This is a genomic window from Lentzea roselyniae (assembly GCF_039537795.1).
GTDB classification, from domain to species: domain Bacteria; phylum Actinomycetota; class Actinomycetes; order Mycobacteriales; family Pseudonocardiaceae; genus Lentzea; species Lentzea atacamensis.
On the sequence record NZ_BAABBE010000025.1, the window covers coordinates 108,719 to 128,769 of the forward strand.

Annotated in this window: 21 protein-coding genes; 15 read left to right on the forward strand and 6 right to left on the reverse strand. The window is 68.7% G+C overall.

Annotation, left to right across the window (positions count from 1 at the left end; all coding sequences use genetic code 11):
• Positions 1-45 precede the first annotated feature (45 nt).
• The gene (locus ABFX45_RS34270; RefSeq protein WP_233439424.1) at positions 46-354 is read right to left on the reverse strand and encodes a helix-turn-helix transcriptional regulator; all 309 of its coding nucleotides are present in this window, start codon (positions 352-354) and stop codon (positions 46-48) included.
• A gap of 254 nt (positions 355-608) precedes the next feature.
• On the opposite strand from ABFX45_RS34270, the gene ABFX45_RS34275 reads away from it, so the two are divergent.
• From ABFX45_RS34275 to ABFX45_RS34290, 4 genes are all read left to right on the forward strand, one after another.
• Positions 609-1,019: a nuclear transport factor 2 family protein gene (locus ABFX45_RS34275; protein WP_109635508.1), complete on the forward strand. Its 411-nt coding sequence runs from the start codon at positions 609-611 to the stop codon at positions 1,017-1,019.
• The gene (locus tag ABFX45_RS34280; protein WP_109635510.1) at positions 1,016-1,633 is read left to right on the forward strand and encodes a ScbR family autoregulator-binding transcription factor; all 618 of its coding nucleotides are present in this window, start codon (positions 1,016-1,018) and stop codon (positions 1,631-1,633) included. The genes ABFX45_RS34275 and ABFX45_RS34280 overlap by 4 nt, the downstream gene beginning before the upstream one ends.
• A gap of 98 nt (positions 1,634-1,731) precedes the next feature.
• On the forward strand, positions 1,732-2,958 hold the full coding sequence (locus ABFX45_RS34285) for an ATP-grasp domain-containing protein (protein ID WP_346134558.1): 1,227 nt from the start codon (positions 1,732-1,734) through the stop codon (positions 2,956-2,958).
• Positions 2,959-3,027: 69 nt separating this feature from the next.
• Entirely contained in the window at positions 3,028-4,290 is a 1,263-nt protein-coding gene (locus ABFX45_RS34290) for a serine/threonine-protein kinase (RefSeq protein WP_346134560.1), read from the forward strand.
• Positions 4,291-4,294: 4 nt separating this feature from the next.
• Here ABFX45_RS34290 and ABFX45_RS34295 read toward each other — a convergent pair whose 3' ends face one another.
• The 3 genes from ABFX45_RS34295 to ABFX45_RS34305 form a co-directional block, all read right to left on the reverse strand.
• Positions 4,295-4,960: an HAD family hydrolase gene (locus tag ABFX45_RS34295; protein WP_109635521.1), complete on the reverse strand. Its 666-nt coding sequence runs from the start codon at positions 4,958-4,960 to the stop codon at positions 4,295-4,297.
• A 21-nt stretch (positions 4,961-4,981) separates the two neighbouring features.
• Complete coding sequence (locus ABFX45_RS34300; protein WP_109635524.1) at positions 4,982-6,271, reverse strand: wax ester/triacylglycerol synthase domain-containing protein; 1,290 nt, start codon at positions 6,269-6,271, stop codon at positions 4,982-4,984.
• A 61-nt stretch (positions 6,272-6,332) separates the two neighbouring features.
• A complete protein-coding gene (locus ABFX45_RS34305) occupies positions 6,333-7,241 on the reverse strand; it encodes an anti-sigma factor RsbA family regulatory protein (RefSeq protein ID WP_346134563.1) in 909 nt (302 codons plus the stop codon).
• Positions 7,242-7,484: 243 nt separating this feature from the next.
• On the opposite strand from ABFX45_RS34305, the gene ABFX45_RS34310 reads away from it, so the two are divergent.
• The 4 genes from ABFX45_RS34310 to ABFX45_RS34325 all read left to right on the forward strand — a co-directional run bounded on the left by ABFX45_RS34310 (position 7,485) and on the right by ABFX45_RS34325 (position 10,393).
• On the forward strand, positions 7,485-8,222 hold the full coding sequence (locus ABFX45_RS34310; RefSeq protein WP_346134565.1) for an alpha/beta fold hydrolase: 738 nt from the start codon (positions 7,485-7,487) through the stop codon (positions 8,220-8,222).
• Between the two features lie 79 nt (positions 8,223-8,301).
• A complete protein-coding gene (locus ABFX45_RS34315) occupies positions 8,302-8,685 on the forward strand; it encodes a GntR family transcriptional regulator (RefSeq protein ID WP_346134567.1) in 384 nt (127 codons plus the stop codon).
• Positions 8,682-9,527, forward strand: coding sequence for an ABC transporter ATP-binding protein (locus tag ABFX45_RS34320; protein ID WP_346134569.1), 846 nt, complete (start codon positions 8,682-8,684; stop codon positions 9,525-9,527). Before ABFX45_RS34315 ends, ABFX45_RS34320 begins: the two co-directional genes overlap by 4 nt.
• Positions 9,524-10,393, forward strand: a complete 870-nt coding sequence (locus tag ABFX45_RS34325) for an ABC transporter permease (RefSeq protein WP_346134571.1) — start codon at positions 9,524-9,526, stop codon at positions 10,391-10,393. The genes ABFX45_RS34320 and ABFX45_RS34325 overlap by 4 nt, the downstream gene beginning before the upstream one ends.
• Before the next feature lie 769 nt (positions 10,394-11,162).
• Here ABFX45_RS34325 and ABFX45_RS34330 read toward each other — a convergent pair.
• The gene (locus tag ABFX45_RS34330; protein ID WP_346134572.1) at positions 11,163-11,702 is read right to left on the reverse strand and encodes an MOSC domain-containing protein; all 540 of its coding nucleotides are present in this window, start codon (positions 11,700-11,702) and stop codon (positions 11,163-11,165) included.
• Between the two features lie 285 nt (positions 11,703-11,987).
• Between ABFX45_RS34330 and ABFX45_RS34335 the strand changes: the two genes are divergently transcribed.
• From ABFX45_RS34335 to ABFX45_RS34365, 7 genes are all read left to right on the forward strand, one after another.
• Complete coding sequence (locus ABFX45_RS34335; RefSeq protein WP_346134574.1) at positions 11,988-12,983, forward strand: LacI family DNA-binding transcriptional regulator; 996 nt, start codon at positions 11,988-11,990, stop codon at positions 12,981-12,983.
• A 107-nt stretch (positions 12,984-13,090) separates the two neighbouring features.
• Complete coding sequence (locus ABFX45_RS34340; protein ID WP_109635543.1) at positions 13,091-14,731, forward strand: ABC transporter substrate-binding protein; 1,641 nt, start codon at positions 13,091-13,093, stop codon at positions 14,729-14,731.
• Positions 14,731-15,642 carry an ABC transporter ATP-binding protein gene (locus ABFX45_RS34345; protein ID WP_109635546.1) on the forward strand — a complete coding sequence of 304 codons (912 nt, stop codon included), beginning with the start codon at positions 14,731-14,733 and terminating at the stop codon, positions 15,640-15,642. Before ABFX45_RS34340 ends, ABFX45_RS34345 begins: the two co-directional genes overlap by 1 nt.
• Positions 15,639-16,619 carry an ABC transporter permease gene (locus tag ABFX45_RS34350; protein WP_109635549.1) on the forward strand — a complete coding sequence of 327 codons (981 nt, stop codon included), beginning with the start codon at positions 15,639-15,641 and terminating at the stop codon, positions 16,617-16,619. Before ABFX45_RS34345 ends, ABFX45_RS34350 begins: the two co-directional genes overlap by 4 nt.
• Before the next feature lie 7 nt (positions 16,620-16,626).
• On the forward strand, positions 16,627-17,445 hold the full coding sequence (locus tag ABFX45_RS34355; protein WP_109635551.1) for an ABC transporter permease: 819 nt from the start codon (positions 16,627-16,629) through the stop codon (positions 17,443-17,445).
• Positions 17,442-18,398, forward strand: coding sequence for an ABC transporter ATP-binding protein (locus tag ABFX45_RS34360; protein ID WP_112226106.1), 957 nt, complete (start codon positions 17,442-17,444; stop codon positions 18,396-18,398). Before ABFX45_RS34355 ends, ABFX45_RS34360 begins: the two co-directional genes overlap by 4 nt.
• Positions 18,391-19,716 carry a GH1 family beta-glucosidase gene (locus ABFX45_RS34365; RefSeq protein ID WP_109635557.1) on the forward strand — a complete coding sequence of 442 codons (1,326 nt, stop codon included), beginning with the start codon at positions 18,391-18,393 and terminating at the stop codon, positions 19,714-19,716. Before ABFX45_RS34360 ends, ABFX45_RS34365 begins: the two co-directional genes overlap by 8 nt.
• Here the strand turns inward: ABFX45_RS34365 and ABFX45_RS34370 are convergent.
• Positions 19,697-19,912, reverse strand: coding sequence for a DUF4345 family protein (locus ABFX45_RS34370; RefSeq protein WP_346134584.1), 216 nt, complete (start codon positions 19,910-19,912; stop codon positions 19,697-19,699). The genes ABFX45_RS34365 and ABFX45_RS34370 overlap by 20 nt on opposite strands.
• Positions 19,913-20,051 lie beyond the last annotated feature (139 nt).

Below are 20,051 nucleotides of genomic sequence, written 5' to 3' on the forward strand. Positions count from 1 at the left end.
TTCTTCTCGCGGGCGGGCAGACCCCTGCCGTCTGCCCGCGCTCCGCTAGTGGGAGTGGTCCTCGTTGCGTGTCCTGCGGGATTCCCGTTCGACCACCGCGGCACGGTCTACCTCGGCGTGCGGCACATCGAGCGCCGCGCTGATCCAGGCACGCCAGTAGGGGCCGGGAATGCGTTTACCGCGTTCCCATCTCGACACTTCTTCACGGGTGACGCTGTCGTTTTGTGAGATCTCACACAACAGGTCCGCGAGTTCGCGCTGGGTGAGGCCCTGCTCTCGCCGTGCCTGTGGAATCAAGGCGGTAATCGGCGGGGTGTCCGGGTGCTCGTGGGCTTGACGGACTGCCTTGAGCACGGTTCTGCTCCGTTTCGGTGTGATGGCGGGTGCATCATCCACCCTGCCGCAGAAGCTCGAAGTTCGTGCCGTGCATTGCGGTGATACCGGCGGTCGTTGAAACTTCGCGTACCACTGGAATCACACGATCGGATGTTTGGGGTAAACGTAGATGGGCCAATGGGGTGTGCACACTCACATTTTGTGCCGCGGGCTAGTGTGAGCGGCACCGGGATCGTTGCCTCAGCAATGACCGGGATGAGAAGGTGGAGGAAATGCTCTCGACGGTCGAAGTGGTGCAGGTGTTCCTAGCGCGACTAGCGGCACAGGACGCACCCGGTATAGCGCGGCTGTGCGCGCCGACCGTGGAATGGGAGGCGCCCGACCCGAGCGGCGCCCGATGGGCACACGGCCCGCGTACCCGGCGGGAGGTGGAGTCCCAGTTCCTGACCTTGTTCGCCACGTTCGGCCTGGAGCAGCTGTCGGTGCGCCAGGTGATCGTCGACGGAGGAGACGCGGCTGTGGTCGGCTGGACGCGCTGGCGGGTCCTCGCGACCGGTGAGCGGGCGAACCTGCAGTTCGCAGCGGTGCTCTCGGTGCATCTGGGCGAGATCGAGCAGTACTGGCAGATGCCGGACACGCTCGCCGTCGCCGTCGCGACCGGCGCCGCGCGGACCGAGGTATGAGCGTCAAACGTGAGAAGTCGACACGCACGCGGGCGAAGCTCCTGCGTGCTGCCGCCGAGGTGTTCGACCGCGAAGGGTTCACGGGGTCCAGCCTCACCGCCGTGTGTGGGCGGGCTGACGTGTCGAAAGGCGCGCTTTATTGCCATTTCCGTTCGAAGGAGGCACTCGGCGTCGCGATCATCGAGGAGCAGTCGCTGCTGTGGCACCGGCTGCGCGACGAAGAGCTCGCGGCCGGGAAGCCGCCGATGCAGGCGCTGATCGCGATGTCGTTCGAGTTCGCCCGCAGGCTGGAGTCCGACCTCACCGTGCGGGTGAGCGCGAAGCTGTTGCGGGAAGCGGTGTTCTTCGACGTCGCGGCTGCGGCGCAGGTCGTCGGCTGGATCGCCGTCGTGCGGGACCTGCTGTCGAAGGCGCGGGACCACGGCGAGCTGCAGCCGGAGGTCAACGTGCGGCACGCGGCCGAGCAGATCGTCGCCGAGCTGCTCGGGTTGCAGCTCGTGGCGCAGGCGTTGAGCGGCGGCACCGACCTGCGCGCCCGGCTCGCCCGTGTGTGGCGGGCGTCCGCTCGCTGTCTGGTGACAGCTCCTGTCTACGAGACGTTGCGTTTCGAGTGACGGTCGTCTCGACCCAATCGAGACAGGAATGCCTGGTCGCGCTCCTTCCGTTGTGCTCCTCGTTCGGAAGACATCTTTATGATCTTGGAGGAGCAGCGGTGGCGAGCATCGTCGTGGTGGATCCGTACTCGGCCGGCAGGGGCATCGCGCCCGCGTTCGCCGAGCGTGGCGTCGAGGCGATCGCGGTGCTGACCACCCCGGAGCCACCCGCCGGGCTCGCCAGGACGTGGATCCCGGAGAACTACCGCGAGGTGCACGTCCTGGATGACCTGGACGAGCTGGCCGCGAAACTCGCACACCACGAGCCGCTGGCAGTCGTTCCGGGCACCGAGACCGGTGTCGAGACAGCCGAGACGCTGTCCGAGCTGATCGCGCCGGGCCGCTCGAACGTGCTGACGCTCTCGTCCGCACGGCGGGACAAGTGGCAGATGGCCGTGGCGTTGCGGACCGCCGGCGTGCCGCACCTGCGGCAGATCAGCTCGGACAACGCCGACGAGGTGGCCGGATGGCTGCGGCGCGAGGGCCTTTCGGAGTTCGTGCTGAAGCCGCAGGAGAGTGGCGGCACCGACGACGTGTTCGTGGCGCGGCCGGGTGACGACTGGCGGGCCAAGTTCAACCGCATCCTGGGCAGCGTCAACAAGCTGAACCTGCGCAACGACCGCGTGCTCGTGCAGGAGCTCGCGCTCGGCACCGAGTACGAGGTCGACACCTACTCCATCGACGGACGGCACGGCCTCGCCGCCGTCTGGCGCTATGCCAAGGAGTGCCGGGGCGACCGGCTCGGCATCTACCTGTCCAACACTCTCGTTCCGGCCGACGAACCGGTGGTGGACGAGTTGTTCGAGTACGTCTGCCAGGTGCTGGACGCGACCGGCGTGCGCAACGGTCCCGCGCACGTGGAAGTGATGATCACACCGGACGGCCCGCGGCTGATCGAGATCGGCGCGCGGCTGGCCGGCGCGGAACAGCAGGAGCTGACGTTCCTCGGCGTCCGGGAAAGCCAGATCACCCGAATGGTCCGCCACCGAGTGGATGATGACACGTCGGTCGGCCGGTACACGCAGCACCAGCACGTGAAGTCGGTGTACCTGTCCTCGCCCGCAGCCGGTGAGCTGGGCAATGCCGTACGCCTGGAGTCGCTTCCGTCGTTGCTGCCGAGCTTCGAGCGATCCGCGCTGCCGTACGGCGAGGGCTCGACCGTGCCGCGCACCGAGGACCTGTGGACTTCGCTCGGTTACGTGGTTCTGGCCACGACCGATCTCGCGCAGCTGAAACGCGACGAGGCTCTCGTGCGAGAAATCGAGGCGGGACTGATTGTAGTTTGATCTTCAGGTTGGCCGGGTAGCCGGAATTCCACGCGACCGGTTAGGTTGCTGCGCGACGAGCGGAGGCTGATGAGCGAACCCTGGGACGGCGACCTGACGGGCGCGGTGATCGACAACCGCTTCGTCGTCGGCTCGTTGCTCGGTTCCGGCGGCATGGCCGAGGTCTACCGCGCGTACGACCGTACGACCACGTCCTCCGTCGCCATCAAGGTCTTCACCGGCCCCGGCCTGCCCGACGACGAACTGCGCATGCAGCGCGAGGCCACGATGCTGTCGTCGCTGGAATGCCCTGGCATCATCCCCGTGTACGCGTCGGGAACGGTGTCGCGCCGCCCGTACTTCGTGATGCGCGAGATCACCGGCGGCACGCTGCGCCAGCGCATGCGCGAACCGCTGCCGCCCCGGTTCGTGGCGCGGATCGGCGGACAGGTCGCCGCGGTGCTGGACCACGTGCACGGCCTGGGCGTGGTGCACCGCGACATCAAGCCGTCCAACATCCTGATCGACGACGAGGAGAAGCAGGCCTACCTGGCGGACTTCGGGCTGGCGCTGGCGCCGGAGGTCACGCGGGTGACCACGACCGGCGTGCTGGTCGGGACCGCGGGCTACCTGGCGCCGGAGCAGGTGCGCGGGGCGGACGTCGGGCCCGAGGCCGATGTCTACTCGCTCGGCCTGGTGCTGCTGGAGTGCCTGACCGGGCGGTCCGAGTACCCCGGCGGGGACGCGGAGGCCGCACTGGCCCGGCTGGCCAGGCCGCCGAGGATTCCGATCGATCTGCCGCTGGCCTGGGTGTCGTTGCTCTCCGCGATGACGGACATGGAGCCCGCGCGCCGGCCGACCGCCGCGCAGTGCTCGCGGTCGTTGCTGGCGGCCTACGAGGCCAGCGCTGGGCTGCCGGCGTTGTTGCCGGACGCCGCGGTGTCCGATCCTCCCTCGGTGGTGCCGCAGCAGCGCCGGGGCAAGCGTTTGGCGATCTCCGGGGCGGCGGCGGTGGCGGTGGCCGCGGTGGCTGTCGCCGTGGCGAACCTCGGGGGCGTGGGAGAGGCTCCTGCGGCGGATGAGCGGCCAACGCCGGGCTCGTCGACGCAGGTGGTCACGGTGGGGCCTTCCACGGTGACGGTGGTGCAGACGCCTGCCGCGCCAGGGGCGCCGCAGCACGGGAGTTCCAGTGCGGGGACCACGGCGCCCAGCGTGGTGCCGACGACTTCCGCCGCTGGGGAGGGTTCGCCGGTGTCGAGCGTGGTGCCGACGGAGGAGCCGAGTGAGGATCCGGCTCGGCCGAGCAAGCCTGGCAACAAGCCGCCCAAGAAGTCGGACACGCCCCGGCCCTGAGCCTTCAGGCGCTCGGCTCCTCGAACTCGGCGAACGGCAGGTCCGTCAGCTCCGCCCGCAACGTGTCCAGGTCCGCGTACACCGCGGAAGCCCCGCGGTCGACCAGCTCGTCCTCCCCGAACCCGCCGGTCAGCAGCCCGATCGACGGCAACCCCGCCCTCCCGGCGGCCTCGCAGTCCCACACCGAGTCGCCGATGACGACCGCGCGGGAGCCCTTCACCTCGCGCAGCGCCACCTCGATCAGGTCTGGCGCCGGCTTCGAGTCCTCGACGTCGTCGGCTGACGTCCACGCCACGTCGCCGGGGTCGATCAGCTTCAGGTAGTGCTCGACGTGCTTGCGCTTGCCCGAGCTCGCGAGGACGACGGCCAGGCCCAGGTCGGTGGCGGCGCGGACCAGCCGGTGCGCGCCTTCGAGGGGCTGGACCTCGTCGATCATCTCGTCGAAGCACCGTTCCCACGCGTCGCGCACCGCGTCGCCGTGGTCCCGCTCCACCTGGTCGCCCGCCACGGCGGCCACCAGGCGGTCGCCGCCCATGCCGATGGAGCGGTGCACCTTCCACGCGGGCACGGTGACGTCGACGCTGCGGAAGGCTCGCAGCCACGCCACCGTGTGGTGGTAGTTGGTGTCGACCAGGGTTCCGTCCACGTCGAGGACCACGGTGTTGCCCATGCGCCAGGTTTGCCCGTCGTTCTACCTCGGCAAACCCACAAGCTCGCGCGCGTCCTGAAGGGACGCCAGCTCGCGGCGCAGCACACCGTCGAGCCACTGCGCGTCGGACATCCACGACTGGTTGGTGTGCAGGCAGACGTGCACAGAGGACCGGTACACGGACAGCGCGACGCCCACCGCGTGTCCTGGAGCCACTGGCGCCACCGGGTACAGCTCGCACAACGCGGCGCCGTCCAGGGACAGCGGCACGGACGGCAGTGGCACCGACGTCACCAGCGTGTCGAACAGCAGCGGTGCGCACCGGGCGGCGACGGGCGCGGCGAGGCGGTGCACCAGCGGTGGCACCTTGTCGGCGAGCAGCGGCAACGCGCCCGCGCCGCGATCGGGTCCGGCGGCCTTGGCCGACTCCATCTGTTCCCGGACGCGGCGCAGGCGCTCGACCGGGTCCGGCTCGCCGACCGGCAGCGACACCAGGAAGCCGGAGATCTGGTTGCCGGCGGCGGCGTCGCCGGAGCGTGAGCGCTGGTTAACCGGAATCAACGCGCGGACCACGGACGAGGGAGTGGCGCTGCCGTGCGCGGACAGCCAGTGCCGCAGCGCACCGGTGACCAGCGCCAGCAACACGTCGTTCACCGTGCCGCCGTGTGCCCGGCGAATTCGGTGCACGTCCGCGAGATCCAGGCGTGACATCACCACGCGGCGCGGGCGGGTCGACGACGTGAGGACCGGCGAGTTCAACGTCGGCGGGCGGGTGTTCATCAGCACCGACGAGGCGATGTCGAGCGTGTCCTTGATCCCGCGCAGCGACGGGATGATCGACCTCGCGGGCGGCGCCGGAGCGTCCGGAATGGACAGCCGTGACGCGTCGAACAGCTGCAGGCCCAGGCCAACGGCCTTCATGCCGTCGCACAACGCGTGGTGCAGCTTGGCCACGACCGCGAACCGCCCACCGGCCAGACCGGTGACGACGTGCAGCTCCCACGGCGGGCGCGCGAGGTCCAGCGGCTGCGCCATGAGGTGGGAGACCAAGGTGGCGAACCGTTCCCGGCCGCGCACGTGGTGCGTGAAGACGTGATCCTCTGGTGCGAAGCCGGGATCTTCCACCCAGCGCGCGCCGCCCAGCAACGAGGTGCGGGCGCGTTGGCGCAGGCGCGGGATCTCCAGCGCGCGTTCGCACAACACGGCGGCGATGCGAGCCGGATGCACCGGCGTGGCGGGCGCGAAGGTCGCCACCGCGCCGAGGTGCAACGGGTTGCTGTTGCCCTCCATGGCGAGGAAAGCGATGTCGAGGGGGGAAAGGTGGTCCGTCATAGATGTGCCAGGCAACCAGGTTCGCGTGTCAGGCGCATTTCTATGAGATGGCGGCGACTGTCTACGGCCCCAAGTACACCCGAACGGTGGTGCCGCTGTGACTCGTGTGGGTGCGAACCAGGTCACACAACAGGTTCACCATCACGATCCCGAAGCCCGACAGACCGGTGAACGAGGGCGGGAGTCCCTTGCCCGAGTCGCTCACCTCACACACAGCGGTGTCGCCCTCCCGCCACATCCGCAGCACCCCGCGCCCGGACGCGTGCAGGATGCTGTTCGTCGCGAGCTCGTTCACCGCGAGCACCAGATCGTCGACTTGTTCGCGGCGCAACCAGTTCGCGTACGCCGTCACGACCTTGCGCATGTGTGCGAGCGTGCCGACGGAGAAGTTGTGCTGCTCCGCGGAACTGGGCGGGGGCGGTAACGGGACGTTGTAGATGTCGGCCAGGCGGGCCGGGTCGGTGTACCACTCGCTCGCGAACCGTTTGGAGCCGTCGATGATCACCGGGTGCGTGCGCATGGCGTCCTCCAGCACGTGATCGGGCAGGGACGCCGCGTCGTACGTGCACAGCAGCGTGCCCCTGCGCCCTTCGAACGCCGTGTTGATCAACGCCTCGTGCTGCACGCACGCCGGATACTCGAGCTCGCTGCGGCCCGGCCACACCGGTTCCCCCACCATGCGGACCCGGCTCTGCGGGGCGCTCGCGCTGAAGGCCATCAGCACGCCGGGGATGATCCGGCCGGGATTGCGGCCCGCCTCGGTCATGTCGATGAAGTGCACCTGGTCGGCCTGGTCGGCCTGGTCGCCCAGGCGCTCGCGCAACAGGACGATCCTCGCCTCCGGTACCGCGACCAGCACGGGTTCGCCTCTGCTCACGCCGTCCGCGACGAATCTGGCCGTACCGGCGAGGAACTCGTCCTCGCCCTGGTAGAACAGGGCTTCGTGTGCGAACGGAGCAACGGAGTTCATCGGCTTCCCGGTGGGCTCGGTGGCGCAGACAAGCCCTCATTCTGCTCCCCGTAACAGTGTTACGGCTGGGGGCCAGGCCGGTGGTTTGTGGTGGGACGCGAAGCGGTTCCCGTCCGTTCGCCGTTTCCCGGGGCCCCGTCACGCTTACGGCCGAGCCCGTCAGCGCTGATCGAGGTGGATTCGGGGTGCGGCCTGGGAAAACACCCTGCAGACTCGCACCGTTGAGTGAGGAGGTGACCCCCGGTGATCCCGCATCACACGCTGACCGGCCCGGACGACGCACCGGTGCTGGTGCTGGGCAACGCACTCGGTACCACCACCGAGCTGTGGCGCGAGTTCTCGCTCCCGTTCCGGCTGCTGCGCTTCGACCACCGCGGTCACGGTTCGAGCGCGCCGGCGTCCGGCCCCTGCACGATCGAAACTCTCGCGGCGGACGTCGTGGACCTGTTGGACCACTTGGAACTGCGCCAGGTGTACTACTGCGGCGTGTCACTGGGCGGGATGGTCGGGATGTGGCTCGCGGCGCACACCGACCGGATCTCGCGGCTCGCGCTCGTGTGCACGACGGCCTGGCACCCGGACAAGTCCGGCTGGGACGAACGGATCGGCATCCTGCGCGACTTCGGGATGGAGCCCGTCGCGGACACGATCGTCTCGCGCTGGTTCACCCCCGCGTTCTCGCCGGCGGTCGTCGCGCACTTCCGCGCGGAACTGCTGAAAGTGGACGTGCCGTCCTACATCGCCTGTGCCGAAGCGGTCCGGGACGTGGACCTGCGGCCGGACCTCGTGAAGATCGACGTGCCGACCGTGGTGATCGCCGCGGCGCAGGACCACGCGACGCCGCCGGAGTACGCGCGGCACATCGCGGACGAGCTGCCGGACTCCGACCTCTACATCGTCGGGGACGCGGCGCACCTGGCCGTGGTCGAGAAGCCGCGAACGATCTCGGTGATCCTCGACGGACACTTCGGCGTCGACTGAGTCCTTCCGCGACATCTTGACGGCACACCGCTGCGCAGTAGATAGTGGTTTAACTAGTTAACTAGATAAAGAGGCAAGGGTGATCGAGTTCCGGATCGACCGCCGCTCCGGCGTGCCCGCCTACCAGCAGCTGGTCAACCAGACGAGACACGCGCTGCGACTGGGGTTGTTGCTGCCGGGAGACCAGCTGCCCACGGTGAAGGAGGTCGTGGCCACGACCTCGATCAACCCGAACACCGTGCTGAAGGCGTATCGGGAGCTGGAACACGAGGGGCTCGTCGAGGGGCGGCGCGGAGTGGGGACGTTCGTGTCCGCCGCGCCGGTGCAGCCGGACGCGGACGGGTTGCGGGCGGAACTGGCCGGGTGGATGAGGCGGGCACTGGCGGACGGGCTCGACCGCGAGTACGTCGAAGCACTCGTCAAAGCAGAGCTTGATCTGCACTACGAAGGAGAAGGACGTTGACCACGATCGCGCTCGACGCGACAGCGCTCACCATGCGCTACCGGCGCGGCTGGGGGCTGCGCGACTGCACGTTCCAGCTGCCCGCCGGCCGGATCGCGGCCCTGATCGGCCCCAACGGGGCGGGCAAGAGCACGCTCATGCGCATCGCCACCGGCCTGCAGCGCCAGACGAGCGGGGAGATCCACGTGCTGGGGCAGGCGCCCGGCAAGCACGGAGCGAACCGGCACCTCGCCTTCCTGGGACAGGACAAGCCGCTGTACAAGGGGTTCACCGTCGACGACATGCTGAGGGCGGGAGCGAAGCTGAACCCCGGCTGGGACGACCAGTACGCCCGGCGTCTCGTGCGTGAGGCGGACGTGCCGTTCGGCGCCAAGGTCGGCACGTTGTCCGGCGGGCAGCGCACGCGGGTCGCGCTCGCCATCGCGATGGGCAGGCGCCCCGAGCTGGTGATGCTCGACGAACCGCTGGCCGACCTCGATCCCATCGCACGGCAGGAGGTCATGCACACCGTGCTGGCCGAAGTCGCCGAGACGGGCATGACGGTGCTGCTGTCCTCGCACGTGATCGCCGACCTCGACGGGGTGTGCGACCACCTGCTGCTGCTCGCCGACGGACAGGTCCGGTTGCAGGGAGACGTCGAGGATCTGCTGACGCAGCACCGGGTTCTGGTCGGCTCACGGGAGCTGGTGCTGCCGGACGGCGTCGTGGAGGCGCGCACGACCGGGCGTCAGGCGACCGTGCTCGCCCGCACCCCCGACGTCCCCGGCTGGGACAACAACGAGCCGTCGCTCGAAGAACTGGCTCTGGCCTACCTGCGTTCCGCGAAGAAGGTGGCGGCATGATCTGGGTGGCGTGGCGGCAGCAACGGCTGCAGATCCTGCTGAGCCTCGGCATCATCGCCGCACTGGCCGCAGCGATGACGTTCGTGCGGTTCGACGCGCAGTCGATCACCGACGCTCAGCTCGTCGACGACCGGTACGGCGTGTACGTCAACTACCTGCGTCTCGTGCTGCTCGCGCTGCCGGTGCTGCTCGGCGCGGTCATCGGCGGGCCGCTCTTCGGCCGCGAGATCGAACACGGGACGCACGTGTTCAGCCTGACCCAGTCGATCGGCCGGACCCGGTGGTGGGCCAGCAAGATCGTGGTGGCGGGGTTGCCGGTCATCGCCGGCATGACCCTGCTGGGACTGCTCAACTCGTGGGCGTCCGCGCCGCTGCGGGCCGTGATGTACGGCGGCCGGCTGGTGACGCCGACGTTCGAGATCGAGGGACTCACGCTCGGGGCCTACACGGCGCTGGCCTTCGCTCTCAGCGCGACCGTCGGCCTGATGGTGCGCAACACGCTGGCCGCCATGGTCATCACCGTGATGTCGTACGTTCCGCTGCTCGTGCTGGTGGGCAACGCGCTGCGCCCTGCCTACGCGACGCCGGTCACGTCGACGGACGGCCAGACGCCCGCCGGTGCCTGGGTGGTCAGCTCGTCCTATGTGGACGCTGCGGGCAACCCCGTCGCGTTCTCGCCCGCCGCCTGCACCACCACGAACATTCCTGAATGCATGCGCGCGCAGGGAGTCGTGCTCCGCGTCGGGTTCCAGCCGGACGACCGGTTCTGGTCGTTCCAGGCGATCGAGGCCGGCCTGTTCCTGGCACTGGTCGCTCTGGTCGTCGGGGCCGACGCATGGGCGCTGCACCACAGGCTGCGGTACTAGCTCGAGTTTTAACCGGTTCGGCGTGGTCGTGTGTTGCTCGACTTGGTCTTCTTGCCGCGTATGGGTTTCTGTTTGTTCGTGCTGGTGACGGTGTGGACGTCGTGGCGTGCTGCGGGCTGGTGGTTGGGTTGTCCGGCGAGGCGTCCTGGGCCGGGTCGGGAGGTTTCGGGACACCGGCTGGGCATACCGGAAACCTGCCAATCCTGGAAGGCACCGTGATCAGACTCGAAGTCGAGCGACCGCCATCGGGAGCGATCCCGAAACCAGTGTGGCTCTGGCACTCCCGCACCGGCCTCGCTCACACCGGGGTCGATCTGGCCTGGCAGGCGTTCCTGCGCCGGTTCGACATCGGGCACACCTTCCGCATGCTCGAACAAACCCTCGGCTGGACCACCCCGAAACTCCGTTCACCCGACGCGGCCGATCGCTGGACCTGGCTGCTGATCGCCGCCTACACGCAACTCCGCCTCGCCCGCGATCTCACCGAAGATGTGCGCCGTCCCTGGGAGAAACCCCGGCCAGCCTGCCGGCTCACTCCAGCACGAGTCCGACGAGGGTTTCGGAACCTGCGTCCACAACTCGCCTGTCCGGCCGTTGTCCCGAAACCCTCCAGGCCTGGCCCTGGACGACCCACTGGAACACCCAACCACCAGCCCGCCACACGCCACGACGTCCACACCGTCACCAGCGCGAACAAACGAAAACCCAGTCGCAGCAAGAGGAAGACGTCCAGCAACCCGAGACCACGCCGAACCGGTTGAAACTCAAGCTAGACCTTCTCCAACGGCCGGTGCGGCTCCGGCGGCAGCTCCACCCGGATCTCGTCGCCGGGGCGCACCACGCCACCCACGAGCACGACCGACATGATTCCCGCGCGCCGGATCAGCTCGCCGTCGGGACCCTTGCTCACGACCTCCTTGAGCAGCCCGGCCGAGAAGTTCTCGATCTGCACGCACGGGTTGCGCAGCCCGGTCACCTCGACGACCGCCTCCGGGCCGAGGTGGAGCCGCGTGCCGGTGGGCAGGTCGAGCAGGTCGATGCCGCGCGTCGTGACGTTCTCGCCGATCTCGCCCGGTTCGACGGCGAAACCCTTGTCCCGCAGTTCGTCGAACAGCTCGGCGTGCATCAGGTGGACCTGGCGCAGGTTCGGCTGCGTCGGGTCCTGCCTGACCCGCGACCGGTGCTTCACCGTGACGCCCTGGTGCGCGTCGCCCTCGACGCCGAGGCCCTCGAGCAGCGTGATGCTCGAACGGACGGGCTTGGTGAACGTGTACCCCTCACTGCGGCTCACTGCCGTGACAACCCCCATGACCGAGATTCTGCACGATCATCAGGTCGTTCCCGACCGATCCTTTTGCGGCAGGGACTGCGCCGTTCGGCCGAGCGGTACCGGGAACGCGGATTCGATCAAGTCGTCTCAATTCGGTTCACTCGATCGGGTCTGAGCTGCGAAGATGTGCGCAGCCGTGGAAACGCTCCCACGAAGTCCGGGTAAGAGTCTTGACTAATCCTCACGTCAGGCTGTTGACTCCGTCACACCTCGTCGGAACCGGTTACGGAACCGGTTCCAGAGGCGGCGGAAAGGAAGTTCGGCATGCGTGTCACGATCGCAGAGGTCGCCCAACGCGCCCAGGTGTCCAAAGCGACCGTGTCACGTGTGCTGAACGGTAAGCCGGACGTGGACGCGACGACCGCGCAGCGCGTCCGCAAGGTCATCGACGAGATCGGGTACGTGCCCAGCGCACGTGCGGTCGGCCTGGCGCGGGGGCGCACCCGCACGGTCGGCATGCTCGCGCCGTCGCTCACCTGGCCCTGGATGGGTGAGGTCATGCAGGGCATCGTCGACACGCTCGAGGCCGACGGGTACGGGCTGCTGCTCTACACGCTGAACCGCGGGCCGGAGTCGCTGAACCAGTTCGCGAACCACGTGTCCGCCAACGCCTTCGACGGGCTGCTGGTCGTCGATCCGCCGGACGCCCTGCACTACATCTCCACGCTCTACCGGGCCGGCCTGCCCGTCGTCATGATCGACGATCGCGGCTCGCACCCGGAGTTCCCTTCGGTGACGACGACGAACCGGCAGGGAGGCGCTGATGTCGCACGGCATCTCGTCGCGGCCGGTCGCCGCAGGTTCGCCGTCGTCACCGGGCCACCGCACTTCGGGTGCACGCAGGCGAGGCTGGACGGGTTCCGGCTCGCTTTGGCGGAAGCGGGCCTGACGCTGCACCCGGACCTCGTGGTCGACGGCGACTTCACCACGGAAGGTGGTGAGCTCGCCGTCGACAAGCTCATCGCGAGCGGCATCCCGTTCGACGCGGTGTTCGCGCACAACGACCTCTCTGCGGTCGGGGTGCTGCGGGCGCTGCGGGAAGCAGGCAGGACCGTTCCCGGTGACGTGTCCGTGGTCGGCTTCGACGACGTCCCGGTCGCGGGACACACCGAACCCCGGCTGACGACGATCCGCCAGCCGCTGCAGGAGATGGGCGCCGCCGCCGCGCGGATGCTGCTCTCCACGCTCGAGGGACAGCCGATGCCCGACCACCCGCTGGTGCTGCCCACCTCGTTGATCGTGCGCGAATCCGCGCCCTGACCCACCACAACTGAACGAACCGCGCCAGACGGCCGCACGCCGTCTGGCGAGTTCGCCGTACGCATGAGAGAGCGCTCTCATGCGCCGTCGTGTCGGGAGACTCCCCCATGCGCAGAACAATCATCGCCGCGTTGGCACTGGCGCTCGCGGCGACAGGTTGCTCCTCCGGTGGCGCCACCAAGGCCTCCGGCGTGTTGACCGTGGGCATGCCCAACGGGCCGCTGACCGAGAACCACAACCCGTTCCTGCCCACGTCGGCAGCGGGTTCGCTCGGCTACCGGTACGTGATCTACGAGCCGCTCGCGTTCGTGAACAACACGCGGCCGGCCCAGGATCCCGTGCCGTGGCTCGCGACCAAGTGGGACTGGGCGGACAACTACAGGAAGGTCACCTTCACGATCCGGGAGAACGTGAAGTGGTCCGACGGCAAGCCGCTCACCGCCGCTGACGTCGCCTTCTCGTACGAGATCCTGAAGAAGTGGCCGGCGCTCAACAACCGCGACTCGCTCAAGGTCGAGACCGCGACGGCGACGCCGGACGGCAAGGTCGAGGTCACGTTCGCCTCCCCGCAGTTCGTGAACCGCAACAAGGTCATCAGCGCGATGATCGTGCCCCAGCACGTCTGGAGCACCGTCGCCGACCCGACGACCTACACGAACCCGAACCCGGTCGGCACCGGCCCGTACCAGGTGAAGTCGTTCACCTCGCAGACCGTCACGGTCGCCAGGCGCGCCGAGTACTGGCAGGAACTGCCCAAGGTGCCGGAGATCCAGTACACCTCGTACAACGACAACACCGCGCAGACCACCGCGCTGGCGTCGGGCGCGAGCCAGTGGTCGTACGTCTTCATCCCCGACTACCAGAAGCTCTACGTCGACAAGGACCCGAAGAACCACAAGCTGTGGTTCCCCGCGGGGCTCGGCATCCACGGCCTGTGGCTGAACACCACGGTCGCGCCGTTCGACAACGCCGCGCTGCGCTCGGCGATGAGCGACGTGATCGACCGCGAGGCGATCTTCGTCCGCGGTGAGGCGCGCCTGTTCCCGAAGCTCGAGTCGCCCACCGGAATGCCGTTGCCCGCCGGTGAGTCGTTCCTCGCGCCGGAGTACAAGTCCGCGCGGTTCGAGGTCAACGTCGACAAGGCGAAGCAGAAGCTGACCGCCGCCGGGTTCACTTTGGACGGTGGCGTGCTCAGGGCACCCGGTGGCAAGCCGGTGACGATCGAGCTGACCAACCCGTCCGGCTGGTCGGACTACCTGACGGTGCTGGACATCATCAAGGGTGACCTGAAGAAGATCGGCATCGAGGCGACCGTGCGCACGCAGACCGCGGACGCGTGGACGACCGACTTCGCGAACGGCGCCTTCCAGGGCTCGCTGCGCTGGACCAACACCGGTGCCACGCCGTACGAGATGTACCAGAACATCATGGACGGCGCGGAGATCAAGCCGATCGGGCAGACCGCCGCGGTGAACTTCGGGCGCTACAACAACCCGGAGGCCACGGCCGCCCTCGCGGAGTACGCGAACGCCGCCGACGACGCGACGCGGGCCAAGAGCCTCGCCGTGCTGCAGAAGATCATGGTGGAGCAGGTGCCGATGATCCCGACCTCCGCGGGTCCGATCGGTGCCGAGTACAGCACGAAGAGCTGGGTCGGCTGGCCTTCCGAGGAGGACCCGTACGGTCCGCCGCAGGCCACCTTGCCGAACGCCCTGCAGATCGTCATGAAGCTGAAGCCGGCCGCCTGATGAACGAAGTCGTGCTGGAAGCTGAGGGTCTGGTCAAGACCTACAAGCGCGTGCGCGCGGTGCAGGACGTCTCCCTCGTCCTGCGCCGCGGGCGCGTGACCGCCCTCGTCGGCGAGTCGGGATCGGGCAAGTCGACGGTGGCGAAGCTGCTGGCGCGACTGGTGGAGCCCACCGAGGGGGAGATCCTGCTGGACGGCAGGAAGGTGCGACGGGTCCGGGAGTACCGGCGCAAGGTCCAGATGGTGTTCCAGGACCCGTTCGCATCGCTCAACCCGATCCACACGATCCGCTACCACCTGACCCGGCCGCTGAAGATCCACAAGCGGCAGGAGACGCCGGAGGAGCTCATGGAGCGGGTGCAGCTGCCCGCCGACTTCCTCTCGCGTTACCCGCACGAGCTCTCCGGTGGCCAACGGCAGCGCGTCGCCATCGCGCGAGCGCTTGCGGCCCACCCCGAGGTGCTGCTCGCCGACGAGCCGGTGTCCATGCTGGACGTCTCGATCCGGCTCGGCGTGCTCAACCTGTTGCTGGACTTGAAGGAACGCCTCAAGCTCGCGGTTCTCTACATCACGCACGACATCGCGTCGGCGCGGTACTTCGCCGACGAGACGTTCGTGATGTACGGCGGCCAGATCGTCGAGGGCGGCGACAGCGAGTCCGTGACGCAGCAGCCCGCGCACCCGTACACGCAGCTGTTGATCGAGTCCGCACCTGATCCGGAACGGTCGGTGGTAGCGCTGGACGCACCCGTCGAGGAGGCCGCCGCGGTGTCGGCGGGCTGTCAGTTCGCGGCACGCTGCCCGAAGGTCCAGGCGCGGTGCTGGATCGACGCGCCACCGCGCTCGGACGTCGGGGCCGGCCACTGGGCGGCGTGCTGGCTCTACGTGGAGACAGCGGGGGCAGCGGCATGACCTTTCTGTTGCGCCGCGGGTTGTTCTACCTGATCACGCTGTGGGCGGCGATCACGGCGAACTTCCTGCTGCCGCGCCTGCTGCCGGGCGACCCGGTGCAGGCGATGATCACCAAGCTCGGCGGGCGGCTGAACAGCGACGCGATGGCGTCGCTCTACATCCTGTTCGGGCTGGACGAGAAGAAGTCGTTGTGGGAGCAGTACGTCGACTACTGGGGCACGCTGCTGCGCGGTGACCTCGGGCTGTCGTTCACGTTCTTCCCCACGCCGGTCGCCGACGTGCTGTCGCAGTCGCTGCCGTGGACGCTCGGCCTGGTCGGCGTCACGACGGTCATCGCGTTCCTGCTGGGCACGCTCATGGGTGTCTACGCGGGGTGGAAGCGCGGTTCGTGGATGGACACGCTGATCCCGGTGACGACGTTCCTGTCGTCGATCCCGTACTTCTGGCTCGGGCTGATCGCGATCTCGGTGTTCTCCGTGACGTTCCCGCTGTTCCCTGCGTCCGGCGGGTACGCGGCGGGGCTGGTGCCGGAGTTCTCCTGGGAGTTCGCGGGCAGCGTCCTGGAACACGCCGTGCTGCCGGGCATCACGATCGTCGTGAGCTCGGTGGCCGGCTGGATCCTGGGCATGCGCAACATGATGGTGACCGTCACGGCGGAGGACTACGTGCTGGTCGCGCGGGCCAAGGGCCTGTCGCAGCGGCGGATCATGTTCGCCTACGCCGCGCGCAACGCCGTGCTGCCCTCGATCTCGGGTTTCGCGTTGTCGCTGGGCTTCATCGTCGGTGGCGCGCTGCTGGTGGAGATGGTGTTCTCGTACCCGGGCCTGGGTTACGTGCTCTTCCAGGGCATCGGCGCGAAGGACTACCCGCTGATGCAGGGGGTGTTCCTGGTGATCACACTGGCGGTGCTGGTGGCGAACCTGCTCGCGGACGTCGGCTACCTGCTGCTCGACCCGCGCACCCGGCGGGAGGGCTGACTCCGCGATGAACTTCAAGACCAAGCTGGGCCTGGGGATCCTGGCCTTCTTCACGATCATCGCGGTGATCGGCGAGTGGGTCGCGCCCTACGACCCGTCCGAGATGGGAGACGACCTGCTGTCGCCACCGTCCGGCGCGCACTGGTTCGGCACGACGATGACCGGGCAGGACATCTTCTCGCAGGTGCTCGTGGGCACCAGGGGAGTGATGGTCGTCGGGCTCGTGTGCGGTGTGCTCGCGACCTTCCTGTCGATCCTGGTCGGGGTGACCGCCGGGTTCCTCGGTGGCGCGGCCGACGAGGCGTTGTCCATGCTGTCCAACGTCTTCCTGGTCATCCCGGCCTTGCCGTTGATCATCATCGTGGCGTCGATGCTGCCGTCGGCGGACACCGTGCTGATCGCGGCGGTGATCTCGCTGACCGCGTGGGCGTGGGGCGCCAGAGTACTGCGGGCGCAGACGATGTCGTTGCGGCGCCGCGACTTCGTGGAGGCGGCACGGGCGTCCGGTGAGCGCACCTGGCGCATCATCGTGTTCGAGGTGCTGCCGAACCTGACGGCGGTGATCGCGTCCGGGTTCGTCGGCACGGTGATCTTCGCGGTGATGCTGCAGATCACGCTGTCCTTCGTCGGTGTCGTGTCGCTGTCGACCTGGAACTGGGGGACGATCCTGTTCTGGGCGCAGAGCAACCAGGCGCTCGGTCAGGGCGCGTGGTGGTGGTTCGTCCCCGCCGGCCTGTGCATCGCACTGCTCGGCACGGCCCTGGCACTGATCAACTTCGGGATCGACGAGTACGCGAATCCCCGGCTGCGGAAGGTGCGCGCATGAGCCCGGTGCTGGAGATCCGCGATCTCTCGGTGGACTACGGCTCGCTGCGAGCCGTGCACAACGTCTCGCTGTCGCTGCGGGCCGGGGAGGTTCTCGGCCTGGCGGGGGAGAGCGGCAGCGGCAAGTCCACTCTGGCCTACGCGGCGACCCGCCTGCTGCAGCCGCCCGGACGGGTGCCGTCCGGCGAGGTGCTGTTCAAGGGGCAGGACCTGCTGACGCTGACCGAGAAGCAGCTGCAGGTGCTGCGCTGGAACGAGATCGCGATCGTGTTCCAGGGCGCGATGAACGCCCTCAACCCGGTGATCTCGGTCGGCACGCAGATCGACGACGTGCTGCGCACCCACCGGCCGGCGATGACCCGGCAGGAACGGGCTGCTCGTGGCCGTGAGCTGCTGTCGCTGGTGGGCATCCCGGTCGACCGGCTGACGGCGTACCCGCACCAGCTCTCCGGCGGCATGCGGCAGCGCGTGATGATCGCGATGGCGCTCGCGCTGGAACCCGAGATCGTGATCATGGACGAGCCCACCACCGCGCTGGACGTGGTGGTGCAGCGGCAGATCCTCGGCCAGATGATGCGGCTGCGCGAGACGCTCGGCTTCTCGATCGTCTTCATCACCCACGACATCTCGCTGCTGGTCGAGTTCTCCGACCGCATCGCGATCATGTACGGCGGCCGCGTCGTGGAGGAGGCTCCCGCGGCGGAGATCTACCGCGCCGCCAAGCACCCGTACAGCCAGGGCCTGCTGGGCTCCTTCCCGGCGTTGCGCGGTCCTCGCCGGGAGCTGCGCGGCATCCCCGGTTCGCCGCCGGATCTCCGCTCGATGCCGGCGGGCTGCCCGTTCCACCCGCGTTGCCCGCACGCGATGGACGTGTGCGGTGAGCGGATGCCGTCGCTGGATTCCGTCGAGGTGCGCCGGCGCGTGGCGTGCTGGTTGGAGGAAGCGCATGTCTGAGGGTCTGCCGGCCGGCTTCTTCTGGGGCGTCGCGACCTCGGCTTACCAGATCGAGGGCGCGCACGACGAGGACGGCCGCACACCGTCCATTTGGGACACTTTCTGCCGCCGCCCCGGCGCGGTCGCCAACGGCGAGACCGGCGACGTCGCCTGCGACCACTACCACCGCATGCCCGCCGACGTGTCGATGATCGCGCGCCTGGGCGTCGACAGGTACCGCTTCTCCGTCTCCTGGCCACGCGTCCAGCCGGGCGGCCGCGGACAGGTGAACCCCAAGGGCGTCGACTTCTACTCCCGGCTCGTCGACGAGCTGCTGGAGAAGGGCGTCGACCCGTGGCTGACGCTCTACCACTGGGACCTGCCGCAGGAACTGGAGGACGCGGGCGGCTGGCCGCACCGCGACACCGCCTACCGCTTCGCCGAGTACGCGGGCCTAGTGCACGACGCGCTGGGCGACCGCGTGCCGACGTGGACGACGCTGAACGAGCCGTGGTGCTCGGCGATGCTCGGCTACGACACGGGCCGCCACGCGCCGGGCCGCAAGAACTTCGCCGAGGCCGTGCGAGCCGTTCACCACCTGTTGCTGGCCCACGGCCTGGCGTCCCAGGAGCTGCGATCGCGCGGTGTCGGGTCTCTTGGCATCACGCTGAACATGGGCGTCTCCACCCCCGCCTCCGACGACCCGCGCGACGTCGACGCGGCTCGCCGCGCGGACGGCCTCGGCACCCGGATCTACCTGGATCCGCTGGTGCACGGCCGTTACCCGGAGGACGTGCTCATCGACATCGCCGCGCGCGGCGCCGAGATCCCGGTCCGCTCCGGCGACCTGGAGATCATCTCGACGCCGATGGACGTGCTGGGCGTCAACTACTACACCTCGCACGTCTTCAAGGCGACCGACAACCCGGCCGCGCCCGAGGTGGTGCCGCAGGGCCTGCCGGTCACCGCGATGGGCTGGGAGATCGTGCCGTCGGGCCTCACCCGGCTGCTGGTCCGGCTGCAGCAGGACTACGGCGTGCCGATGGTGATCACCGAGAACGGTGCCGCGTTCGACGACGCCGCCGACGAGGACGGGTTCGTCGCGGACGCCGACAGGGCCGATTACCTGGCCTCGCACATCTCGGCGGTGGCCGAGGCGGTACGGGCCGGTGCGGACGTGCGCGGGTACTTCGCCTGGTCGTTGATGGACAACTTCGAGTGGGGCTACGGGTACGACAAGCGGTTCGGCATCGTCCGCGTCGACTACGAGACCCAGCAGCGCACGTTGAAGCAGAGCGCGCAGTGGTTCCGCGACCTGATCACCAGGTCGCGGAGCTGAACAGCAGCGCGGCGGTCACGGTCTCCACCCAGAAGCAGAACCAGATCGGGTAGAACGGCGTGGCCCTGTCGGCGAGCCGGGAGACCAGGCGGCCCAGGGCCATCCCCGCCAGTGCCCCGCCGACGGTGACGACCGCGCCGGTCCGGATGCCGCCGGCGTCGACTGCCGCGGCGGTCAGCACCGCGGCGACCGCGATGCCGAACCCGCCCTAGGGCCCGTCCTCAAAGCTGGTTCGTCTGACGTGCTTTGATCTTGTGCCGTGGTGCGCAGGCATGAGCTGACTGATGAGCAGTGGCAGGCGTTGCAGCCGTTGTTGCCGGTCTCGGGCGCGAAAG